We start from the raw sequence: 20,947 nt of genomic DNA, 5'->3' as shown, positions 1-20,947 counted from the left end.
TGCTGCCGTCCGCCGGACGGTGCGGAATTCACGCGCTCGCGCCACTTGCGAACGAGACGCGGACCATTATCGGCAGGGGCTTGATTTTACGCCAAATCGTAGCGCAAACGACCGCCCCGGCGACGCGGCGAGACCCCTGTTCCAGGCATTTGTAACATTACATCGCTGACGGAAAACGGCGGCTGGCCGGACCTTTTCCGCGCTCAATTGCAGCCTGAACGCGCTATCCGGTGGGCTTGCGCCCGTGCCGACTACTCCGGCGAATAATTTGTAAGTAACCGTAAATGCTGGTTTATGTCGGAACATTGGGAAGTATTGGGCGTGCAGAATGCTGGCGGTACGATAGACTGGGCAGCCTGAAATGCCTGGCCGCGAGTCAATCCCCATACCGTTATCGAGTGCACTTTGTCACGGCTTTTCGCAAATTCCTTCAAGCGGAGAAACAAGATGTCGGCATCGCCTGAACTTCTCGATTCACTTGCCGCGCAGCATCCCGAGATTGCTGAACTGATCGCTGAGCGGAACAAGTATCGCGACGCGCTTCGGGTCAACATTCCGCACTTTTCGAATCTCGGCGACGTGCCTCCGGGCCACTACTATTCGCCGATCCCGTCGATCCCCGACATCAAGCAGGACGAAGCACGTCTGTTCGGCAATGTCTCGCGCACGCTGCCCGGCATCGAGTTCAACGAAGACGCGCAGGTGCGGCTCGTCGGGGAATTCGCCGACTATTACTACCACCAGATGCCGTTCGAGCCGCACAAGAAAGACGGCTTGCGCTTCTACTTCGAGAACGTGATGTTCTCGTATGGCGATGCGACGTCGCTGTACTGCATGATTCGCCACCTGCGGCCGCGCCGCATCGTCGAGATCGGCTCGGGTTTCTCGTCCGCCGTTTCGCTCGATACCAACGACCTGTTCTTCGACGGCCAGATCCAGTGCACTTTCGTCGAACCGAACAACGAACGCTTGCTGTCGTTGCTGACCGAGAAGGACAAGGTCACCGCGAAGATCGTCAAGTCACTCGCGCAGGACGTCGACCTGTCGGTATTCGCGGAACTCGAAGCGAACGACATCCTGTTCGTCGACTCGTCGCACGTGAGCAAGATCGGCAGCGACGTGAACCGCATCGTGTTCGAGATACTGCCGATCCTCGCGCCCGGCGTGCACGTGCACTTCCACGATGTGTTTCTGCCGCTCGAATACCCGCCGCAGTGGATCTACGAAGGCCGCGCGTGGAACGAAGCCTATCTGCTGCGCGCCTTCCTCCAGTACAACAGCACGTTCGAAGTCGTTCTGATGAATACCTTCATGGGACACTTCCATGCGGATCTGATGAACGCACGGATGCCGCTCTTCATGCGCAATCCCGGCGCGAGCTTCTGGATTCGAAAGACACGCTAGGCGCCGCAGCGCAAACGTTTCACATTTTGCGGAGATTCATAGATGACTTCGACGAACGCGCTCGAGCATCGCGCCGAAGGAGCGTCCATGCGCGCCGGCTTGCAAGACGGCGTGCGCGCAATGAAGATCGGCCGCATCGCGGTGCCTGAGCTGCTACCCGGCACCGTGATCGTCAAAGTGGCGAGCGTCGGCATCTGCGGCAGCGATCTGCACGCCTACCGGAACGTCGATGTCCATCAAAGCTTTCCGAACGGCCACGAACTGAGCGGCACCGTGGTCGAGATCGGCGAGGGTGTGACGAGCGTGCGCGTCGGCCAGCGCGTGACGATCGACATGGTGATGGGCACCGCGTGCGGCAAATGCGAGTACTGCAAGCTCGGCACGCCGATTCACTGCCGTGCCCGCGAGTTTCCGTTCGGCGGCGGCTTTGCCGAATACGTGCGCACCAAAGAAGCGGGCGTGTTCCCGCTGCCCGATGCCGTCGACGATCAGCTCGGCGCCATTGTCGAACCGGTGGCGGTCGGCATCCACGGGTGCCGCAAGATGCCGATTGCGCGCGGTTCGGTCGGCGTGGTGATCGGCGCGGGCACGATCGGCCTCGCGGCACTCGCCGCGGCGCTGGATGCCGGCAGCGAAAAAGTCTACGTGGTCGCGAGACACGCGGCTCAGGCGCGCGCGGCGCTGGGGATGGGCGCCGCCGCGATCCTGCCGGCCGATCGCGCCGAAGCACTCGCCGTGGTCGAACAGGCAACTGGCGGATTGGGTGCGCACTATGCGATCGAAGCGGTCGGCGGCACGGCCGACACGTTCGACTTCGCCTGTCAGTTCGTGCGCCCGCTCGGCCATGTGTGCGTGCTCGGCGCATTCGATCACGGCTTCAGGAACATCGAGATCATCAAGCCGCACATCAAGGAACTGACGATTCATCTGCCGAACTGCTACGGCTATATCGACGGTCAGCACGACTTCGCGCTCGCGATCGATCTGCTGGCGCGCAAGGGCGATACGTTGCGCGCCATGATCACACACGATCTGAGCCTCGACGACGTCGACGAGGCCTTCCGTCTGGCCAGCGACAAGAGTTCGGACTCGATCAAGGTGCAGATGCATACCTGATGGCATAAGCGGTTTCACGCAATGCGGTGAACATCGGTCATCACTGGAAGCTGTGCCGTCCAATACGAGGAGGCAACATGGCGAAGGAAGACAATGCTCCAAGCATCGATGAATTTCGAGATAAGCGGCGTTGCCGTTTGCTGAAAGGACTGAACGTGAAGGACAGCGTCGGCGTGGAAATAGGCCCGCTTTGCTGGCCTCTCGTGCGGCGCAGCGACGGCGGCGAAATCATTTACGTCGACCATACGGACACGCCGCACCTGCGGGAAAAGTATAGGGACGATCCTAATCTCGACATCAATGAGATCGTCGATGTCGACGCGGTGTGGGGGCGCAACACGTTGCACGAGGCGATCAAGGGCCGCTATGTGGACTACGTGGTTGCCTCGCATGTCGTCGAGCATGTTCCCGATCTCGTGACGTGGCTTAGAGAATTGGCCGCGGTCCTCAAACCGACCGGGGAAGTGCGTCTCGCCGTTCCCGACCGACGCTATACCTTCGATTATTTCCGCCGCGAAAGCCGACTGCCCGAAGTCCTGGCCAGCTACGTCGCTCATGCACGGGTACCGCAACCCTACTCGCTGCTCGATCACTGCCTGTCCGCCGCCGAGGTCTCGACCCTCGATGCGTGGCAAAAAAAGCGCATCGATCCGCGCTCGGTCAAACGGCATCACACATGGCAAGGCGCGCTGCATCTCGCGCGCGACGCGTTCGAAAACGGCACGTATCACGATGTTCACTGCTGGGTCTTTACACCGCGCTCGTTTGCGAAACTGATTGCCGAACTCTGCGAGATGGAGCTGGTCGATTTTGCGTGTGAAGACTTCTTCGACACGCTGCGCAACGAAATCGAGTTCTCCGTCGTGATGAGGCGTTCGCGCGATCCGCAATATATTGCCGAGAGCTGGCGGCGTATGGCGCAGGCGGCTAGCGATGCGACGCCGGAAGTGCCGTTCGGGCGCACGCGCCGCAAACTCCGGGAATTGTGCAACTCGCGAGACGACGAAAAGAGCGCGGCGCGCGTGTTCGGACAACACAGCGAACTGGACCCCGACGAACCGATTGCATTGCCGCCCAATTTCGATGCACGGGAATATCTGGCCGTGAATACGGACGTGGCGGCAGCCGGCGTGGACCCGATCGAGCATTACCAGCATTTTGGGTGGAAAGAGGGACGGGCGATTCGCCGGTCACTCCAGACCCAGGGCGGCCCGGCTCCGATAGCGATGGCAACGAGGTAACGGTCGCGCCGGTTAATCTTCCCGGCGAACCAACAGTGTCACGGACGATTCGGAATCTGGACCGTCCAGTTCGGCGCGACCTTCAGCGCGTGGCCTGTGGCGTTCGACGTAATGCTCCACATTGGCCATTCCGATGCGAGGAATCGCGTCGCACTGGCGAGCAGTGTGACCGCAACGAATGCACCCGCCAATACTCGCGACAGTTTCGACGTCGAGGTTGTGAACGACAGCAGTGCAGCCCAGAAAGAGAACAGCAGCGCGGGATAGATGTACCTTGCCCCGAAGCCGTACCACATCATATGTTCCGAGTACGGGTTCGATCGCGCGGCGCCGAGCAACCAGATCACACCCGCCATCGGCGCGAGCAGCAAGCAGGCCAGAGCGGCTCGAGATCTCGCCACGACGAATACCAGGACGATGGCTAAGATCAAACCGCCAACCAGAGGGATGCTCTCCGGCGACGGCAGAAGACCGCAAAACAGCTCGCGAATCATACGGGTGCCGTAACGCCATGCAAACGGCGGTGCGCCGAAGTCGAGTGGCGGCGAGGCGTTGGTTGCGACCGCGTAAACCTGCCCCGCTACGCCCGCAACGTACGCGACCACGAATCCAATTTGACGACGTGAAAGCGTCTCACGACGCCACACGTAGATACAGGCCAGCGTCGCTGGGCCGAACGTGATGATCCCAAAGGGCCCTGTCAGCGCAATCCCGGCAGCCACGAATGCGCGGGCGACATACCAGGTCTTCGGCGGATTAAACAGGTTTTCCCACAGTAGAACGATGAGCGTCGGAAGCAATATCCATTGAATATTCGTCGCGTTCAGCAGGGTCTCGCCCGTCTGAGGAACCAATAATGGGCCGAGCGCGAGAAGTGCCGCGATTGGAGGCGAGAAGACTCGGAACGCATGGGCCATATAAGCGCTCGAGGCGGCCGTAATCAACGCACACGCCCACATGAAGAAGTACGGCGCGTTGTCGATCGGCGTCGTTTTCATTTGCAGCCACGCGACAAGACGCGGAACGAAATGCCAATAACCGGAATATCCCTGCACGAACGATCGGATGCCAAGTTCGTGCGCTTGCGCGATAAAAATCGTGGCGTCTTCGGCCCACAAAAAGCCATGCTCGATGCGCTCGGGGGCCCGATACCACATGAGCAGCAGCGCGCACAAGAAAACAAGCAATGGGACGAGGCGGTCTTTTTCTCGCTGCATACTGATGACTTATTATTTTTTGGAAAAATGTGAGTCTGAAATTTTGCGGCCGGCTCGAAACCACGAGCCGGCCAATTTGCGCCGCAACATTGCTCAAGCCTGCTGACCAGACTTCTCAACGAGTATTGCGGGCTTATCAGGAGTGCGACCCCGTCGCACAGCTCAGGATCTGCCGCTGCGTCCCAACGGCGTCACTTCGCTTCAGGAGGCGGTAGCCCTCGAATTTGAATGCTTCGACAGGCGCATAGGCTTGGCTCGCGAGCAGGCAATTCGCACTTGCCTCAAAAGCCCAGAGCGGCTGATGCACAAGGATGTAATCCGGGCTGTACCTTGTGAGCCAGGAATAAAGATCCTTATGAGCAATGTAGTCTGCGTTATACCGATTGGTCAGACCGAGAATGTCGATGATGTACCGGTCGGAGTACCAGCCCACTGTCCCGATCTCGACACTTGCAACCACCGCATCGCGCGGCGTGTTTGTTCCGATCCATTCACCGATATTCTTGTACGCGTCCATCGAACCGCGTTGGACATTGGCTATGCCAAAACTGTGGTATACGAAGCCGCTCGTAACAAGGAAAAACGCAAGAAACAGCGTAAGAAAAACGGCACTCTCTCGTGAACGTTCGTACGTGAAGTTGAGCACCTTCCACGCACCGACACCGACGAACAGCAAGCCGAAGAAGAAGAATGGTGCGTAGTACCAGTGGTAGTTCGGAATATGCAGAAATACATAGAACGAACCCAGTAGCACGAGATAAAAAATGACGAGCCAAACGATCCTTTTGCCGAGACTCGACAGCACGCCGACGAGACCGACCGGCAGCATGAATGCGAGCAGCCGGAAATCGCCGCCGAAGAAAGCGTCCTTCATGTACTGCACGTGGAGAAAAATCAGTCCCTCGCCCCAGTACCCTGACTTCCCCTGTCCGAGCTTCGCATTGCCGGTAGCCGGAAGAAACGCGCCGTAGTAGTAGTAGTTGAAGATGAAATTGGCCGAGAGCAGAATGAGCGGCGCGACGAGATACTTAACATGAGGCAGTTTTCTGTTCTTGATGAAGTAATCGACGACCACGACCAAGCCAAGGAACACACCTTCACTGCGCGTGATGAACAGCAGGCCCAGCACTACACCCAGACCGAAAAATTGCTCCCTGCGATAGAGTATCAACGCGAGCGCGGACAGGAACAGAAACAGCGAAGTTTCCATCCCAAAGGTGTCGTAAAAATAATTGAAGGACACAACGATCAGCGCGCACAGCGTCTGTTCGTATTTTCCGCTCGCCAGAAGATGCGCTCCGGTGATCGCGGCTGCGCACAGGAACACGAACGACAAAAAGATCGTCGTGTATTGCAAGTTCCTGGCCACGACGTTGGCCACGATCAACAAGTAGGAATACAACGGCGAAGTCAGGCCGTTGAAGCGATCGCCTGCGTTGTAGGTGAGCCCTTGTCCGTCAAACAGATTGCGCAAATATCGCAGATAGATCAGCGAATCGTCGAGCTGAAAGTTACGCGTCTGCCACGCGAGATAACCACCCACCGCAATGGTCACCAGCAGTAGAAGCGCATTTTCCGAGAGGTACTGTCTAAGTCGTTGCAGGCTCATAGGTCATATTTCCGAGTACGCGGGTGCGGCAATAGCGCAACGCAACTACAAAAAGGCATCGACGGAATCAGGCAAAAACGAACTTCTTGTCGAGCCGATATTTGACGATATAACCAATCACGAGTCCAATCACGCCGCCAGTAAAGCGGGCAGGCTCGGAGTGATAGATCGCGTCCGCGCCGAATTCGAAGCCCCAGAAAATCGCGGTAGTGGCGAGCCCCATCACCGTGTACAGCAGAAAACTCTGTATGCCGTGCGACAGATCGCGATGCTGATATCGAAAGATCCACAGCTTATCGAGCAGGAACTTCACCACCAGCCCACCACCCGTTCCGACGACCACGGACAGCGGCACGCTGAACGCTCCCGAATAGGTGATCAGCGAGAGCTTCTGAAGACCGATGTTCGCAGCGATCGAAATCGCCGCGAACATCGCGTAAAAAATCACGATGCGCGACGCGCTCATGGAAGTTGCCGAGGAGTTCACGAGAGGCACACCAGGTCAGAAAGATCAAACAAAGGTTCGCCGCGCCATGCGCTCGCTGGTCGGCGACGGTTGCCTTCGAGCACGGCAGACCCGTCGCGGTACACGCATTGCATCACAACGAGAGCCGCTTGAACACGCGGCCAGGAATGGAACGAATGATCAGCATGATGCCCCACCAGAACCACGGGGTATAAATGACATCCCTGCCCTTTTCCACGGCGCGCACGATATCGCCCGCGACCTTGTCCGCCGTAGCAACAAGCGGTCCCGGCAACGGAAGGCCCGCTGTCATTGGCGTAGCGACGAAGCCAGGCTTGATCGTCACCACATGCGCGCCCGCTTTGAACAGGCGCGCCCGCAAGCCCTCGCAAAACGCAGAGAGCGCGGCTTTGGCACTGCCGTACAGATAATTCGACTGGCGACCGCGATCGCCGGCCACCGACGAAATCACCGCGATCGTGCCGCGCCGCTGCTGCTCGATCACAGTCGCGAAACGGGTCAGCAACGCGATGATCGACACGGCATTGGTATTGAACTCACGGACCGCGACGTCGGCATCGTTCTGACAATCCTGCTGGTCAGGCAGCGTACCAGGCGCCACCAGCACGATGTCGAGCGCGCCGAACTGCGCCGAACAGCGCTGCATCATGGCGGCATGTTCACCCAGCTGATCGATGTCCAGCTTCTGGCACAGCACGTCTTGCGCACCACGTGCCTTCAGGTCGTCGGCAACCTGCTGGAGGCGCTCCATGTTGCGCGCGACGAGAAAGAAGCGCGCGCCCTGTGTAGCCCATTGCCGTGCACAGGCAATGGCGATGGCCGAAGTGGCGCCTACGATAACGATGTTTTTCATACTCGAGTGGTTCGTTCCCAAAAGCGTGACAGCAAGGCCGGATCACGCAGCGCTTCGACCTGTTCCCACTGCGGATAGGCAGCGCGAAAATCTTCGCCCGACATGTGCGCATCCTTGGCGGGATACAGACGGCCGCCGCTCTCGCGCACGATCGCGTCCAGCCGGTCGAAGAGCTTGCGATTCGATTCCTCACGCTGCGGAAAATCTAGCGCGAGCGATGTGCCTTCGAGCGGAAAAGACAGCAGGCCCGGCGATTTGATTGCGCCGCAGCGCTTCAACACGGCAAGTATCGATCCCGTGCCGCTGCGGGCAATCGCGTCGAGAATGCCCCGCGTCGCGTCGCGCGCGACGGGCGCAGGCATCACGCATTGATACTGCTGGAAGCCCGAGCGGCCATAGATGCGATTCCATTCAAGCAGGCTGTCGAGCGGATAAAAGTACGAGTCGTAACTGACCGTCGAGCGAACCGCGTCCGCGCGTTGCCGCCGATAGTACAACTCGTTGAAGGCACGCAGCGTCAAGCGGTTGAAAACCGGGATCGGCGACGTGAACGGCACCGTCCGCGTCTTGCGGCGTTCGACCTCGAGTCCGCCGTCGGAAGCGTGATCGCCGACCATGAAAATACCCCTGCCCAACGCGGCATCGCGGCTCTGACAGTCCACCCACGCCACGCTGTACTCATGCAGTTCGTCGAGGCGCTCTGACAGCGCGAAGAACTCATCGAGGTTGGCAAAGCGGATACTGGTCACGTCGAGCATGCTCGAGTTAATCGGCATCAGCTGGATCTCCGCCCACGTGATCAACCCCGTCATGCCTAGGCCGCCAATCGTTGCGGCGAAGTACTCGGGGTGCAGCTCCGGTGTACATTCGAACTGCGTGCCGTCGCTTCGCAGCAAGGAGAAACGCCGCACATGCCGGCCAAACGTGCCGCGTACATGGTGATTCTTGCCGTGCACGTCGTTGGCGATCGCGCCGCCCAATGTCGCGTACTTCGTACCCGGCGTCACCGGCAACATCCATCCACGCGGAATCGCCACGTCGAGAATCTGCTCGAGCGTCATGCCTGGTTCAGCGCGCAACACGCCGTTTTGCCAGTCAGCCAGGATCAGCCGGTCCAGCGGCAGCGTCTGCACCACGTGCCCTGACGACGCGAGGCAACTGTCGCCGTAGCTGCGCCCATTGCCAAAGGCGAGGGTCGTGCGCTGCGCGCTGCCGACATTTCGCCATACCGCCGCGGCCGTATCGCGCCAGGCGATCGGATGAGCATCTTGCGGCGCGTACGGATAGCGCCCCCAGGACTGAACCTTGGTCATGGCTAGATCGCCATCCAGAACACGGCGCCGCATAGCGCCATGATCAGCCAGCTGCTCCGGTCTTTTGCCGCGAATACGATCGGGTCGTCATGCATGGAGCCGCGATGCGCGATGATCCAAGTGCGGCTTACCCAGTAAAGCAGCAGAGGACAGGCCACCCAGATGTACTGCGGGTGCCGATAGAGGCTCGCCGTATTGCCGTCCTGAATATAAAGCGCGAGAACCAGCACGGACAGATAGCCCGAGGCCGCGCCCAATGACGAAATCAACGGCAGATCGCTCGCGACATAGCCGCGGCCGCGCGACTTCACGAGGCCGCGCTCCTTCAATGCGTGCAGTTCCGCATAACGCTTGACGAGCGCGAGGCTGAGAAAAATGAACATCGAAAACGCGAGCAGCCAGAACGTGAGCCGCGCATCGATCGCGGCGCTTCCGGCGATGATCCGCGTCGTATAGAGCAAGGCCAGCACGACCACGTCCATCATCACTCGCCGCTTCAGATAGAACGAATAGGCCAGCGTGAGTACGTAATATCCCAGCAAAACCAGCGCGAACTTATGAGGCAGGCAGAACCATGCGATCGCGCCGCCCACCACCAGCAGAACGGGAAAGAGCGCCGCGCCCCAAACCAGCGGCAACGCGCCCGAGGCAAGCGGGCGTTTGCGCTTGGTCGGATGATGCCGGTCGTCCTCGAGATCTAGCAGATCGTTCAACAGGTAGACGCTCGATGCACAGACACCGAAGGCAAAAAAAGCGAGCAGCGCGGAAAGGACCAGCGCGGCGTCCGACAGTTGATGCGCCGCGAGCAGCGGAACGAAAATCAGCAGATTCTTCAGCCACTGATGCAGTCGCAGCGACTTCGCCCACGTTCTCGGCCATGCGGAGCGTCGGTCGATCACGCGCTCGACGTTGCCCTGCTTGCGGGCCGCGCGCTCTACGCCACTCGACGGATTGATCACATAGGCACGCTCAGCGGCGGCCCAGACTGCGACATCGTCGTGCGAATTGCCGGCGTAGTCGAAGCCTTTCTCGCCGAACTCCGCCACGAGCCTGTCGCGCTTGCGATGCGCGGACAGATTGACGTCGCTATGCGTAGCGAAGGTTTTGTCGAATAGCCCAAGATGATCGGCGATCGCATTCGCGTAGCGTTCATGGCTAGCGGTAGCCAGCACGAGCGAACGCCCGGCGGCCCGTTCCTCCTTCAGCCACTCGATGACCGTGGCGTCGTAGGGCAGGACGGTGACGTCGATATCGGTCGCTTCGGCGAGGCGCGCTTTGAGCCCGGCTTTACCCTCGCGCAGGAGCCACAGAAGCGGCTCGTAGAACCGATGCGGAGCGGATCGGGTAAAAGCAAAACCGCATTCAATCAGGACGTCCGAGCGAATGAGAGTTCCATCAAGATCGACAACGAGGGGTTTGCTACTCATTCAGTAAACCGTCGCAAAGCAGAAAAGAGTGTGGAAGGCGACGCGATGTCGTAGAAATTCGTTCTGGCGCGGTAGCCGGTCAAGTCGAACCGCGAGGATCGATATCCTGACCGCGTAAAGCGGCATCACGCTACCATCTCGCGCCCTCCCCTACAACCCGCCGCCAATTTACCTGTTACTTATTGCCGACTGAATTAACAACGATGAGCCCGCCAAATTTGTAACGAAGCAGAATAATCAGCGCACCCGGCTCACCCGCGCAGATAATACCAACATCTCGCCCGTAGGCCGAATTTGCACAAACAAACGTGAACTAACACTTTCGCAAGCTTTTCGGCGCAATACAGAGAAAGAAAATAACGACTCAAGGAGACAATACTTGTTCGTACAGCGATTTATACGCGTTTCCCAACGCTGCCCCGGAAAACAGCCGCTCATATCGCTGCCGCGCCCCCGCCCCCATGCCGCGCGCCAGTGCTTCATCCAGCGCCAGCCGGTTGATCGCGGCGATCAACGGTTCCGGCGCCTCGGGCGGCACGACAAACCCCGTCACCCCATCCTCGTTGACGAACGACGTCCCGGACCCGACCTCACAGCACACCATCGGTTTGCCGAACATCGCAGCTTCGACCAGCACCATTCCGAACGCTTCCGAGCGCAAATGGGAGGGTAGCACCATCGCCCGACAGCCCTTGAGCAGCGCGACCTTTTCCTGATGCGTGACCTGGCCGGCAAACACGACGTTGCTCGCGCCATGCTGCAGTGCCAACGCAGCGAGCCGCTCGCGCTCCGGCCCCGAGCCTGCGATGACGATTTTCGCCTGCACATGCCGGGCGGCCTCGACGAGCGTATGCAGTCCCTTGTAGTAGCGCAACACGCCGAGCGCCAGAAAATACGGCTCGCCCGGCACCAGACCGAGCCGGCTCTCGAGCTGGCGCTGCGCGTCGCGCGGCTGCGGCTCGTCCCGATAGTCGCTGATGCCGAGCGGAATCGTCTTCAAGCGCTCCTTCGACACGCACGCGGCGAGCGTCTCGCTGGTCCGCGCATAGGCCGGCGAAGTCGCGACCACCGCGGACATACTGCGCAGCGTGCGCCGCATCAGCGGCCCATAGACTGTGCCCAACAGCTTCTGTCGCACGATGTCGGAGTGGTACGTCATCACCGTCGGCTTCTTCGTGCGTCCCAGCAGATGCAAGACGTCGGCGAACGGCCACGGGAAGTGGAAATGCACGACGTCGGCCCAGTCGGCCATCTCGCGATACCTGATCACCGAGCACGGTCCGCCGAGATCGCACGATGCCGGCGCGGCCCACGATTTCTCGCGGATCACCTGCCCTTCCGGACGTTCGACGACGCTCGGCGTCGGGCTCGGCGACAGGGTCAGGATGCGCGTTTCGATGCCGCGTTCACGCGTCGATAGCGCAATCTGGCGGATCGCTTCCTGCAGGCCGCCGGGCGGGTCCGGGAAGTAGGTGCGGTACACATGAACGACCCTCACGTGCGCACCTCCGCGCCGTGTGGCTGCGCGCTGCCGCCGCCCGCTTGCGGGTAGTGGAAAGTAATCACCAGCATCTTGTCCAGCCGCGCTTCCCATGTATTCTCGCCAACCGCCGCGCGCGCCTCGTTCGCGCTCAGCTTGCCGCGTGCGAGTTGTTTGTCGATCGCCGCGATGAACGCGTCGGCATCGCCGCCCACTTCGAGCCCCGCGCGCGGCTCTCTCGCGAAATCGAGCGGCGTCGACACGACCGGCAAACCGGCCGCCAGATATTCGTAGAACTTCATCGGAAACATCGAGTGCGTGTATTCGTTGATCAGCGTCGGCAGCACGCCGACCCGCATGCCGCGCAGATACTGCGGCAGCACGCGATACGGCCGGTAACCGAGCAGATGCACGTTCGGCAGGCGCTTGAGCTGCGCGAGCAGGTCGCTGCGCTGCCCTTCGCGCTCCTCGCCGATGATCACCCATTGCCACTGCGGCCGCGCCTGCGCGGTTTTCAGCAGCAGCGGCAGGTCGACCTTGAAGTCCGACAGCACGCCGTGATACACGAGCCGCGGCTCGTCGATCGCGGCGAGCTCGGCGGGCAGCGGGCCGTCTTCACGCGCGACGCCGAAGTGCGCTTCATCGACGACGTTGCCGAAGAAATACGTATTCGGGTTGAACGGCAGGCACACGTCCTTCAGCGACTGCGCGGTCGTAAACACCGCCTCGCAGCGGCCGAGCAGATCCTGCTGGGCATTGCGGAACGCGTCGACGTCGACGCCCGGAATCGCCGCGATATCGTCGACGCAGTGGTAGACCAAGGGCCCGCGCGGCAGCGTCGCGATCGCATCGAGCATGTACGGGTGGTAGGTCCACACGACCGGCTTGTCGTAGCGGTGCGACCTCGCGAAGCGGTTCACCGAAAAGCGCAGCATCGCCTGATTCAGCGAGCGCACGAACGGCAGATGGTGCCCGGCCGGCACCATCAGCGGCGACAGCACCCAGACGTTGTCGGCGCGGCGCGGCGGACCGAGCACCAGCGACTGCACGCCGCGCCACAGGCGCCGCCACAGCCGCGACCAGTCGCGGCCGCTGCCCACTTTCGGCGAGCGAAAGCCGACGCTTTCCACATACAGAATCCGCCAGCCGCGCGCGGCTAGGATACTCGCCGTGTGCTGCTTGTTGGTCCAGTACGGCTCGTCCCAGTCGGCGGTCGAAAACAGCACGCAGTCTTGCGGGGGAAGCACGAAGTTCTTGCCGTCAGCCAACGAACACCTCGACCGGTCGGCCGCGCAGGCTGTCGACGATGCGCCGCGACGCCAGTCCGTCGCCGTACGGATTCGCGCGATCGCGCAGCGCCGCGCGCCGCGCCGGATCGTCGAGCCAGCCGATCACCGCGCTCTCGATGCTCGCCGCGCTCTGCCCCGCGAGCGTCGCGAAGCCGGCGTCGACGCCTTCGCGGCGCTCGGTGTGATTGCGCATCACGACGACCGGCACGCCGAAGGTCGGCGCTTCTTCCTGGATGCCGCCCGAATCGCTGACCACGACGGCGCTGCCGCTGATCAGATAAAGGCTCGTCGGATAGTCGACGGGCTCGATCAGCGCGAGGTTCGGAATGCCATCGAGCTCACGATGCACGGGCTCGCGCACGGCCGGGTTCAGATGCACGGGAAACACCCAGCGGTAATCGCTATAGCGCTGACACAAGTCGCGCAGCACGCGGCAGATGTCCTGCAGCACGTCGCCGAAGTTCTCGCGCCGATGGCACGTGACGAGCACGTGCTGCTGCTCGCCGTGCCATGCGGGCAGCGGACTCGTCGGCGGCGTGATGCTCCAGCTCGCGCGCACTTCGCCGATCGCATCGACGACCGTGTTGCCGGTCACGACGATCTTTTCAGCCGCGACACCTTCAGCAAGCAGGCTGTCGCGCGCGCGCGAGGTCGGCGCGAAGTGCAGCGTCGCGATGCGGCCGAGCAGGCTGCGATTCGCTTCCTCGGGAAACGGACTCGAGAGATCGCCGGTGCGTAGCCCCGCCTCGACGTGGCCGACGCGGATGCCGCGCTGGAACGCCGCGAAGCCCGCGCAGAACGCGGTCGTCGTGTCGCCCTGCACGATCACCCAATCGGGGCGCACTTCGTCGAGCGCGCGATCGAGCGCGGCGATCAGGCGCGACGCGAGCGCGTTCAGCGATTGACCGGGGTGCATCGTTTCGAGCGAGATGTCGGGTTCGATGCCGAAGAATTCGAGCGCCTGCGCGGCCATGTCTCTGTGCTGCCCGCTCGCGCAGACGATCGTGTCGAACTCGCTGCGCAGCGCTCGCACGAGCGGTGCAAGCTTGATGACCTCGGGCCGCGTGCCCATCACCACCATGACTTTCATTGCAGTGCTTTCCCCGCCTCGACCTTGGTATGAGCGCCCCGGAACTCGACGCCGAGCGCGAGCGGCGTCGTGTCGGCGCATCGCGTCACGACGCTGAATACGCCGTCTTGTTCGATGATCTGCGCGAGCGAGCGGAACCGCAGGAAATCGAGCGCGGCTTCCTCGTGCAGGAACAGCGGCCGTTGCGCCTTGCCGCGCATGTAGGCAATGAACTGCTCGTGCGCGTCGATGCGCGCCGCCTCGTCGGGCCAGCCGTATGCGTAGCGCTCGGAAAACGGATGGTCGAGATAGCCGAACAGCGTGTTGGTCGCGTACGCGGTGTCGAAGGCCTGCTTGAAGATCGCGAGCGGATCGCCCTCTTTCCGCATGCAGTCGCCGTGCAGCATGCACTGCTGGCTATGACCGACGAAGCCCGCCGGCAAGCCCGCCAGGGCGCCGCCACGCGCGGTCAGGAACTCGGGATCGTTGCGGATGATGCCGCCGATGCAGCCCGCGTAGCCCGCGTCGATCAGGCCGCGCATCGCGTACGGCGGCGACTGGTGAAACGGCGACACCGCGTAGCGCACCGGCACGCCGGTCGCGCGTTCGAGCAGTTCGGCCGACTGCGCGCCCTCGGCGATCGCGGTGTCGTAGCTGCCGCCCCAGTTCGGCGAATGCGTCGCCGTATGCGACAGCACCGCGCCCTGCTGCCGGTCGGCGAGCAGTTCGCGCAGGATGTCGTGCTGGCCGCCGCGTTGCAGGTTCTGCGTATGCACGGCGAGCGTGAACGGCACGCCGAGACGCTGGTACGCCTGCCACAGCGGGCGCGCCGATTCGACGTCCTCGTCGCAATCGAGCCGCGACGTGATCGCCGCGTCATAGCCCCACGGCAGTTCGCTCAGCACCGGCTGACACGGCAGCGCATCGGACCGGTAGCCGGACAGAAACTGCTCGACGAGGCGCCATTCGAACGAATCGCACGGGCCGACCGGCCGGTTGAACCACAGCACGCCCGAGGCGCCCGCATCCCACAGCGCCGCGTACGCGAACTGTCGCTCGCCGTTCACGACGACCGCGGCCAGTTCTGCCTCGGCCGGGACTTCGGGCGCCTCCGCGAGCGCCCAGATCGAGCCGTCGGCGCGAATCGCGCCGTAGCCGAGGTTGTTCCATTCGTCGGTGAAATCGAAGCGCTCGAGCGGGCGATGCCAGGCCGCGCCGCCGAGTGTCCGCGCGAGCGCGCCGTAGCGCACCGCCGCCGCGCTCTCGCGCGACTCGCCCGAAGGCGCCGATGCACTGCGGCTCGCTAGTGCCAGCTCGGAGGACAAAGCCGCCGGCCGATAACGCAGATAGTCCGCGAGCGCGATCGGCATATGGCCGAACACGATCAGCTTGCGCGGCCGTGCATTCACGTAAGCAATCAGGTCGGCGCTCCACGCGTCGGGCGCGTCGACCGCGACCACGACGTCGGGCGCGATCTCGTGCAGCATGTTGCGCGTGATCGCCTGCGCCTGGGTCGCGCTGACCGAGCGCCGCAGCGCCGCCAGCACATATTGGCCAGCGTCGGCGCGCGCATCGGGAAACGCGACGCCGATCATGCGCTCACCACGTGGCGGAATTTGGCGCGGCTGCCCACGCGCACGAAGTCGTCGTGCCCGACGTACGCGATCGTGAACGCGTCCTGCCAGAAGTGGCGCAGCTTCGCGGTCGTCTCTTCCGCGTTCGCGTGCGGTTCGAGCACGATGCGCAGCGTGGGCGGCGTCGTGCGCAGATCGATCTGGAATTCCTGAATGCCGCCGACGCGGTGATCGAGCATGTCCTGGATGTGGTGCGTCGGATGCGCGACGCCGTTGATCGGCACGACGTCGTGAATCCGGCCGACCACGTCGGTCAGGAAGAAACCTTTCTCCGTCTCCTGCACGCGCGCGAGGTCGCCGGTCGTGTAGCGGATCAGCGGCATCAGCCGGTTGCGGAAACCGGTGAACACGAGTTCGTGCGCGCCATCGGGGTTGTCGGGCGCGACGCGGCTTTCCGGCCAGCCTTCCGATTCGAGGATCTGGAAGCCGCCCTCATGACCGTCGAGCTCGTAGGCCATCACGCCGAGTTCGGCGAGGCCGTAACGGTCGATAACGCGGCAGCGCAACGCCTTCGCGATCATCTCGCGCGCATGCGGCTCGAGCAGCTCGCCGCTCGACTCGAACACCTGGAACGCCTTGCCGCCGCCGTACTTGCGTTGCACGTAGCAGGCGAGCGCGTACATCGTCGATGGATGCGAGTGCGCGAGATACGGGCGGCGGCGCTTCAGCGTGCGCCACATTTCCTCGAGGCCCTGATCGTCGATGCGGTCGAAGAAGATGTTGCTGCGATTCATCGCGAAGCACTTGAAGTCTTCGCGCGACGGCCACTCAGGGACCACCTGATCCGGGAAACGGCATGCGAAGTGCAGCTCCGCGCGATGGCGCAGCTTGCCGATCCGCTCGCGGCAATAGTTGGTGACCGCCGACGAATAATCGGCGCCTTCCTGGTCGTAGTAGATCGTCGTGGACAGGCCGGTCGAGCCGCCGGTCTTGCACGCGTGGTGCTGGCCCGCGACGAGCGGCCCCGACAGCAGACGCGGCCCCTGCTCGCGGATGATGTCCTTGGTCAGATACGGCAGTTCTTCCAGGTAGCGCGGGTCGTCCTCGACCTTGGCGGGATCGAACTGCCTTGCCTGGAACAGGTCGCGATAGTAAGGCACCTTCGCGCCGGCGAATTCGAGCGTGGCGACGAGCCGTTCGAGCGCGATGCGGCGGCGTTGCGGCATCGGCAGCGAATAGTGCTCGCGCAGCTCGCGGATTTTCGGGCGCACGTTGCGCTTTTCGGCGTTCTCCGCAATCGGATACGCGATATAGCCGCCTGCGAAACCCTTCAGCGCGCGAAACGGCTGACGCACCAGCAGGGATTCGGAGTAACGCAGAAAGGGGTGATTAGCTCGCATCGAATTCGAACCTTGTTACGCCTCGGGGTCTGCCACGAGGGTGTTGCTGAATTGCGGGACCGGTTGGCGCCGAAGAGCCGGTAAGCCGCCAAGCCGTCGGATTTGCCTGCCGCCGGCGCACTCGCAGCGCGCACTTCGCGCTTCGGCGCGCATGCGGCAGGCGCGCAACGCGCCGCGCCGGCCGCGCGCCCGTGTGCTCAGTGCGGCAACTGCGCGGTGTGGCTGATGAGCGGCTCGTCGGTCGGTTCCGGCGGCGGCAGCACGGGTTCGTCTGCGACCATCTTGCCGTGCTCCATCGAGATCTTGCGGTTGCACACGCGCGCGACCAGCGACGGATCGTGCGACGCCACCACCAGCAGCGCCGCCTTGCCGACGAGGCCCTCCAGACGCTCGGCCGCCTTCACGCTGAACTCGGCGTCGCCGACGCTCAGCCATTCGTCCATGATCAGGATGTCGGCTTCGACGCTCGTCGAGATCGCGAACGCGAGGCGCAGCATCATCCCGCTCGAATAGGTGCGCACCGGCAGATTCAAATAGTCGCCGAGTTCGCTGAAGTCGGCGATCTCGTCGATCTTGCTGCGGATGCGCGCGGGCTTCAGCCCGTCGAGAATGCCGCGCAGATAGATGTTTTCGAAGCCGGTCGCGTCGGGGTCGAGGCCCATCGACACGTCGAGCAGCGACGCGATCTTGCCCTGCACCTTCAGCTCGCCGCGCACCGGCGCATAGACGCCCGACAGCGTGCGCAACAGCGTCGTCTTGCCCGAGCCGTTGTGGCCGATCAGACCGATGCGCTCGCCTTCGCTGAACGTGAAGCTCAGGTCGTCGATCGCGCGGACGATCGCATGGCGACCCGCGTCCTGGCCGATCCGGCCACCTGTCGTCAGATTGAGCACCGCCTTTTTCAGCGAGCGATGCGAGTTCTCGTAAATCGGAAATTCGACGGAGATGTTACGAGCGACAATCGATGAAGAACTCACAATATCAAAGCCAGTAAGGAACGCGATTACGGAAACGCTTCATCAGGATCTGCGCGAACGCAAATCCGACGATCAACAGACCAATCGACCAAGCCCACGACTCCCAGTGGGTCGGGCGGCCGGTGAGCGGCGCGCGCACCGTTTCGATCAGGTGGTACAGCGGGTTGTATTCGGCGACCCACGCGCGGTCCTTCAGGATTTCCGGCGACCACATGACCGGCGTGAAGAAGAACACGACCTGGATCAGGTTCGTGACGATCGGCGGAATATCGCGAAAGCGTGCGCACAGCACGCCGAGCGTGACGCCGAGCCACACGCCGTGCAGCAGCAGGATCACCAGCGAGAACGGCACCAGCAAGATTTCCCAGCCCTGCCAGTGACCGAACGCGAACAGCAGCACGACGACGACCGGCAGGCTATGCAGCAGGATCACGAAGTTGCGCCACGCGATGCGGCATACGTGGACCGTCAACGGCAGCCTGATCTGCTTGATCAGATAGGCCGAGCCGATGAAAGCCATGCAGCCCTCGTTGGCGACCGACGCCAGATACGCCCACACGACGAGACCCACCGCCAGATACGGCAGGTAGTCCGAGATTTCCTGGTTCAGCAGCGTCGAATACAACGCGCCGAGCACGACCACCATGATGATCGTGCTGAGCGTGAACCAGAACGGCCCGAGCACCGAGCGGCGATAACGCTGCCGGATGTCGTGCCAGCCGAGCGTGCCCCAGACCCGCACCGCTTTCATGCCGACCAGCAGGTCGTCGCGCTCGTTGTGACGTGTCAGGTCTTCCGAGTCGTTGGTAAAACTGATATCCATCTCAAGTACGTCCGTAAATGTCTTCGAAGCGAACGATATCGTCTTCGCCCAGGTATTCGCCGCTTTGCACTTCGATCATCACCAGCTCGACGACGCCCGGATTTTCGAGGCGATGTTTGTGACCCGCCGGGATATAGGTCGACTCGTTGGTCGACACGAAGAATTCCTTCTCGCCGTTGACGACCTTCGCCATGCCGCTCACCACGACCCAATGCTCGTTGCGGTGATGATGCATCTGCAGGCTCAGGCTCGCGCCCGGCTTCACCTCGATGCGCTTGATCTTGAAGCGCGGCCCCTCTTCGAGCACCGAGTACGTGCCCCACGGCCGATGCACGGTGCGATGCACCTTGTACGTCTCGTGGCCGCGCGACTTCAGCTCCGCGAAAATCTGCTTCACGTCCTGCGCGCGGTCCCGGTGCGCGACGAGCAATGCATCCGGCGTGTCGATCACGATCAGGTTGTCGACGCCGACCGCGCCGATCAGACGCCCGGCGCTGCGCAGATACGAGTTCTTCACGTCGACGAGCAGCGCCTCGCCTTCGACGCGGTTGCCGCTCGCATCGGCCGGCGACAGGTCGGACAGCGCGGTCCATGAGCCGACGTCGGTCCAGCCGAGATCGCAGCACACGACCGCCGCGTGCTCGCACTTCTCCATCACCGCGTAATCGAACGACAGCTCCGGCACCGCGCCGAAGCAGCCCGGCTCGAGACGCACCTGCCCGCCGCTCTTGCCTTCGGCGGACGGTGACTTGTCCACGCATTCGGCCGCGGCATCGAGAATGTCCGGACAATGCTCGCGCATTTCCTTCAGGATCGTGCCCGCGGTGAAGCAGAACATGCCCGAGTTCCACACGAACTTGCCCGACGCCAGATACTCGCGGGCCTTCTCCAGCGACGGCTTCTCGACGAAGCGCACGACCCGCTCGCCATCGGCTTCGATATAGCCGTAGCCGGTTTCGGGCGTATCCGGACGCATGCCGAAGGTCACCACGTTGCCGGCCTGCGCGAGCGTCTGCGCACGCGCGACCGCTGCGGCGAACGCGGTTTGATCCGCGATCAGGTGATCGGCGGCGAGCACCAGCATCACCGTGTCTTCGCCATGCGCCTTCGCGGTGTGCAAAGCCGCCGTGGCAACCGCCGCGGCGGTGTTGCGGCCGAACGGTTCGAGAATGAACGAGGTCGCGATGTTCTTGCGGTTCACCTCGCGGAAATCATCTTCGGTCTTGAAGAACAGCTCACGGTTGGTTACCGTGAGCACTTCCTTCACGCCGGGCAACGCGACCGCGCGCAGGAAGGCTTTCTGCAGCAGGCTTTCGCCGTCCGCGAGTCGGATGAACGGCTTCGGATGCGATTCGCGCGAGACTGGCCAGAGCCGCGATCCCGCTCCACCGCACAGAATGATCGGTAACAAACTCACAGATCCCTCTCAATACCGTATTTTTTACGCTGCCATACTGGCTTGCGCACGGTTGACGCGCACGTTTGCAATCTACTGCGCATGGAACGCCAAATCCGCGCCGGGAATGCCCTCACGTCGAGCGACATTCTACCGCCGCACCCTTTCATCATTGTCAGGGAACCATCGCTTCGAGCGCTTCAGGGCCACGGCGGCGTCATCGCGAGCGGCCTGCGCGGCATGCTTCGCCGCATCGGCGCTTGCAAGCCGCC

17 protein-coding genes are annotated in these 20,947 nt (G+C 62.3%); 3 read left to right on the top strand and 14 right to left on the bottom strand.

Translation table 11 applies throughout. The annotated features are described in order from the left end of the window. Nucleotides 1–447: 447 nt before the first annotated feature. The 3 genes from BC1002_RS03115 (at nt 448) to BC1002_RS03105 (ending at nt 3,761) form a co-directional block, all read left to right on the top strand. Entirely contained in the window at nt 448–1,404 is a 957-nt protein-coding gene (locus tag BC1002_RS03115) for a class I SAM-dependent methyltransferase (protein WP_013088621.1), read from the top strand. 42 nt (nt 1,405–1,446) lie between these two features. Then, nucleotides 1,447–2,520, top strand: a complete 1,074-nt coding sequence (locus tag BC1002_RS03110; RefSeq protein ID WP_041734295.1) for an NAD(P)-dependent sugar dehydrogenase — start codon at nt 1,447–1,449, stop codon at nt 2,518–2,520. Between the two features lie 77 nt (nt 2,521–2,597). Beyond that, nucleotides 2,598–3,761: a methyltransferase domain-containing protein gene (locus tag BC1002_RS03105; protein WP_013088619.1), complete on the top strand. Its 1,164-nt coding sequence runs from the start codon at nt 2,598–2,600 to the stop codon at nt 3,759–3,761. Between the two features lie 38 nt (nt 3,762–3,799). Here BC1002_RS03105 and BC1002_RS03100 read toward each other — a convergent pair whose 3' ends face one another. The 14 genes from BC1002_RS03100 to BC1002_RS03035 form a co-directional block, all read right to left on the bottom strand. Continuing rightward, nucleotides 3,800–4,978 (bottom strand): hypothetical protein, encoded by a 1,179-nt coding sequence (locus tag BC1002_RS03100; protein ID WP_013088618.1) that lies wholly within the window; start codon nt 4,976–4,978, stop codon nt 3,800–3,802. 136 nt (nt 4,979–5,114) lie between these two features. Beyond that, nucleotides 5,115–6,587, bottom strand: coding sequence for a hypothetical protein (locus BC1002_RS03095; RefSeq protein WP_013088617.1), 1,473 nt, complete (start codon nt 6,585–6,587; stop codon nt 5,115–5,117). Nucleotides 6,588–6,654: 67 nt separating this feature from the next. Beyond that, a complete protein-coding gene (locus BC1002_RS03090; protein WP_013088616.1) occupies nt 6,655–7,053 on the bottom strand; it encodes a GtrA family protein in 399 nt (132 codons plus the stop codon). A gap of 133 nt (nt 7,054–7,186) precedes the next feature. Beyond that, the gene (locus BC1002_RS03085) at nt 7,187–7,927 is read right to left on the bottom strand and encodes an SDR family oxidoreductase (RefSeq protein ID WP_013088615.1); all 741 of its coding nucleotides are present in this window, start codon (nt 7,925–7,927) and stop codon (nt 7,187–7,189) included. Further along, entirely contained in the window at nt 7,924–9,240 is a 1,317-nt protein-coding gene (locus tag BC1002_RS03080; RefSeq protein WP_013088614.1) for an FAD-binding oxidoreductase, read from the bottom strand. Before BC1002_RS03080 ends, BC1002_RS03085 begins: the two co-directional genes overlap by 4 nt. A gap of 2 nt (nt 9,241–9,242) precedes the next feature. After that, entirely contained in the window at nt 9,243–10,667 is a 1,425-nt protein-coding gene (locus tag BC1002_RS03075) for a UbiA family prenyltransferase (protein ID WP_013088613.1), read from the bottom strand. A gap of 364 nt (nt 10,668–11,031) precedes the next feature. After that, a complete protein-coding gene (locus BC1002_RS03070) occupies nt 11,032–12,165 on the bottom strand; it encodes a glycosyltransferase (protein WP_013088612.1) in 1,134 nt (377 codons plus the stop codon). Further along, nucleotides 12,162–13,415, bottom strand: a complete 1,254-nt coding sequence (locus tag BC1002_RS03065; protein WP_013088611.1) for a glycosyltransferase — start codon at nt 13,413–13,415, stop codon at nt 12,162–12,164. The genes BC1002_RS03070 and BC1002_RS03065 overlap by 4 nt, the downstream gene beginning before the upstream one ends. Continuing rightward, nucleotides 13,408–14,526, bottom strand: a complete 1,119-nt coding sequence (wecB, locus tag BC1002_RS03060; RefSeq protein WP_013088610.1) for a non-hydrolyzing UDP-N-acetylglucosamine 2-epimerase — start codon at nt 14,524–14,526, stop codon at nt 13,408–13,410. The genes BC1002_RS03065 and wecB overlap by 8 nt, the downstream gene beginning before the upstream one ends. Further along, a complete protein-coding gene (locus BC1002_RS03055) occupies nt 14,523–16,100 on the bottom strand; it encodes a polysaccharide deacetylase family protein (protein ID WP_013088609.1) in 1,578 nt (525 codons plus the stop codon). Before BC1002_RS03055 ends, wecB begins: the two co-directional genes overlap by 4 nt. Then, nucleotides 16,097–17,479 carry a phenylacetate--CoA ligase family protein gene (locus BC1002_RS03050; RefSeq protein WP_013088608.1) on the bottom strand — a complete coding sequence of 461 codons (1,383 nt, stop codon included), beginning with the start codon at nt 17,477–17,479 and terminating at the stop codon, nt 16,097–16,099. The genes BC1002_RS03055 and BC1002_RS03050 overlap by 4 nt, the downstream gene beginning before the upstream one ends. A 197-nt stretch (nt 17,480–17,676) precedes the next feature. Then, complete coding sequence (locus tag BC1002_RS03045; protein ID WP_013088607.1) at nt 17,677–18,456, bottom strand: ABC transporter ATP-binding protein; 780 nt, start codon at nt 18,454–18,456, stop codon at nt 17,677–17,679. A gap of 4 nt (nt 18,457–18,460) precedes the next feature. Continuing rightward, nucleotides 18,461–19,279: an ABC transporter permease gene (locus tag BC1002_RS03040; RefSeq protein WP_013088606.1), complete on the bottom strand. Its 819-nt coding sequence runs from the start codon at nt 19,277–19,279 to the stop codon at nt 18,461–18,463. A gap of 1 nt (nt 19,280) precedes the next feature. Further along, nucleotides 19,281–20,696 carry a mannose-1-phosphate guanylyltransferase/mannose-6-phosphate isomerase gene (locus BC1002_RS03035; protein ID WP_013088605.1) on the bottom strand — a complete coding sequence of 472 codons (1,416 nt, stop codon included), beginning with the start codon at nt 20,694–20,696 and terminating at the stop codon, nt 19,281–19,283. Nucleotides 20,697–20,947 lie beyond the last annotated feature (251 nt).

Origin of the sequence: Paraburkholderia atlantica (assembly GCF_000092885.1) — a bacterium.
GTDB classification, from domain to species: Bacteria; Pseudomonadota; Gammaproteobacteria; order Burkholderiales; family Burkholderiaceae; genus Paraburkholderia; species Paraburkholderia atlantica.
The sequence above is the reverse complement of the archived record's forward strand: the minus strand, read 5'-3'. Positions and strand labels throughout refer to the sequence as shown.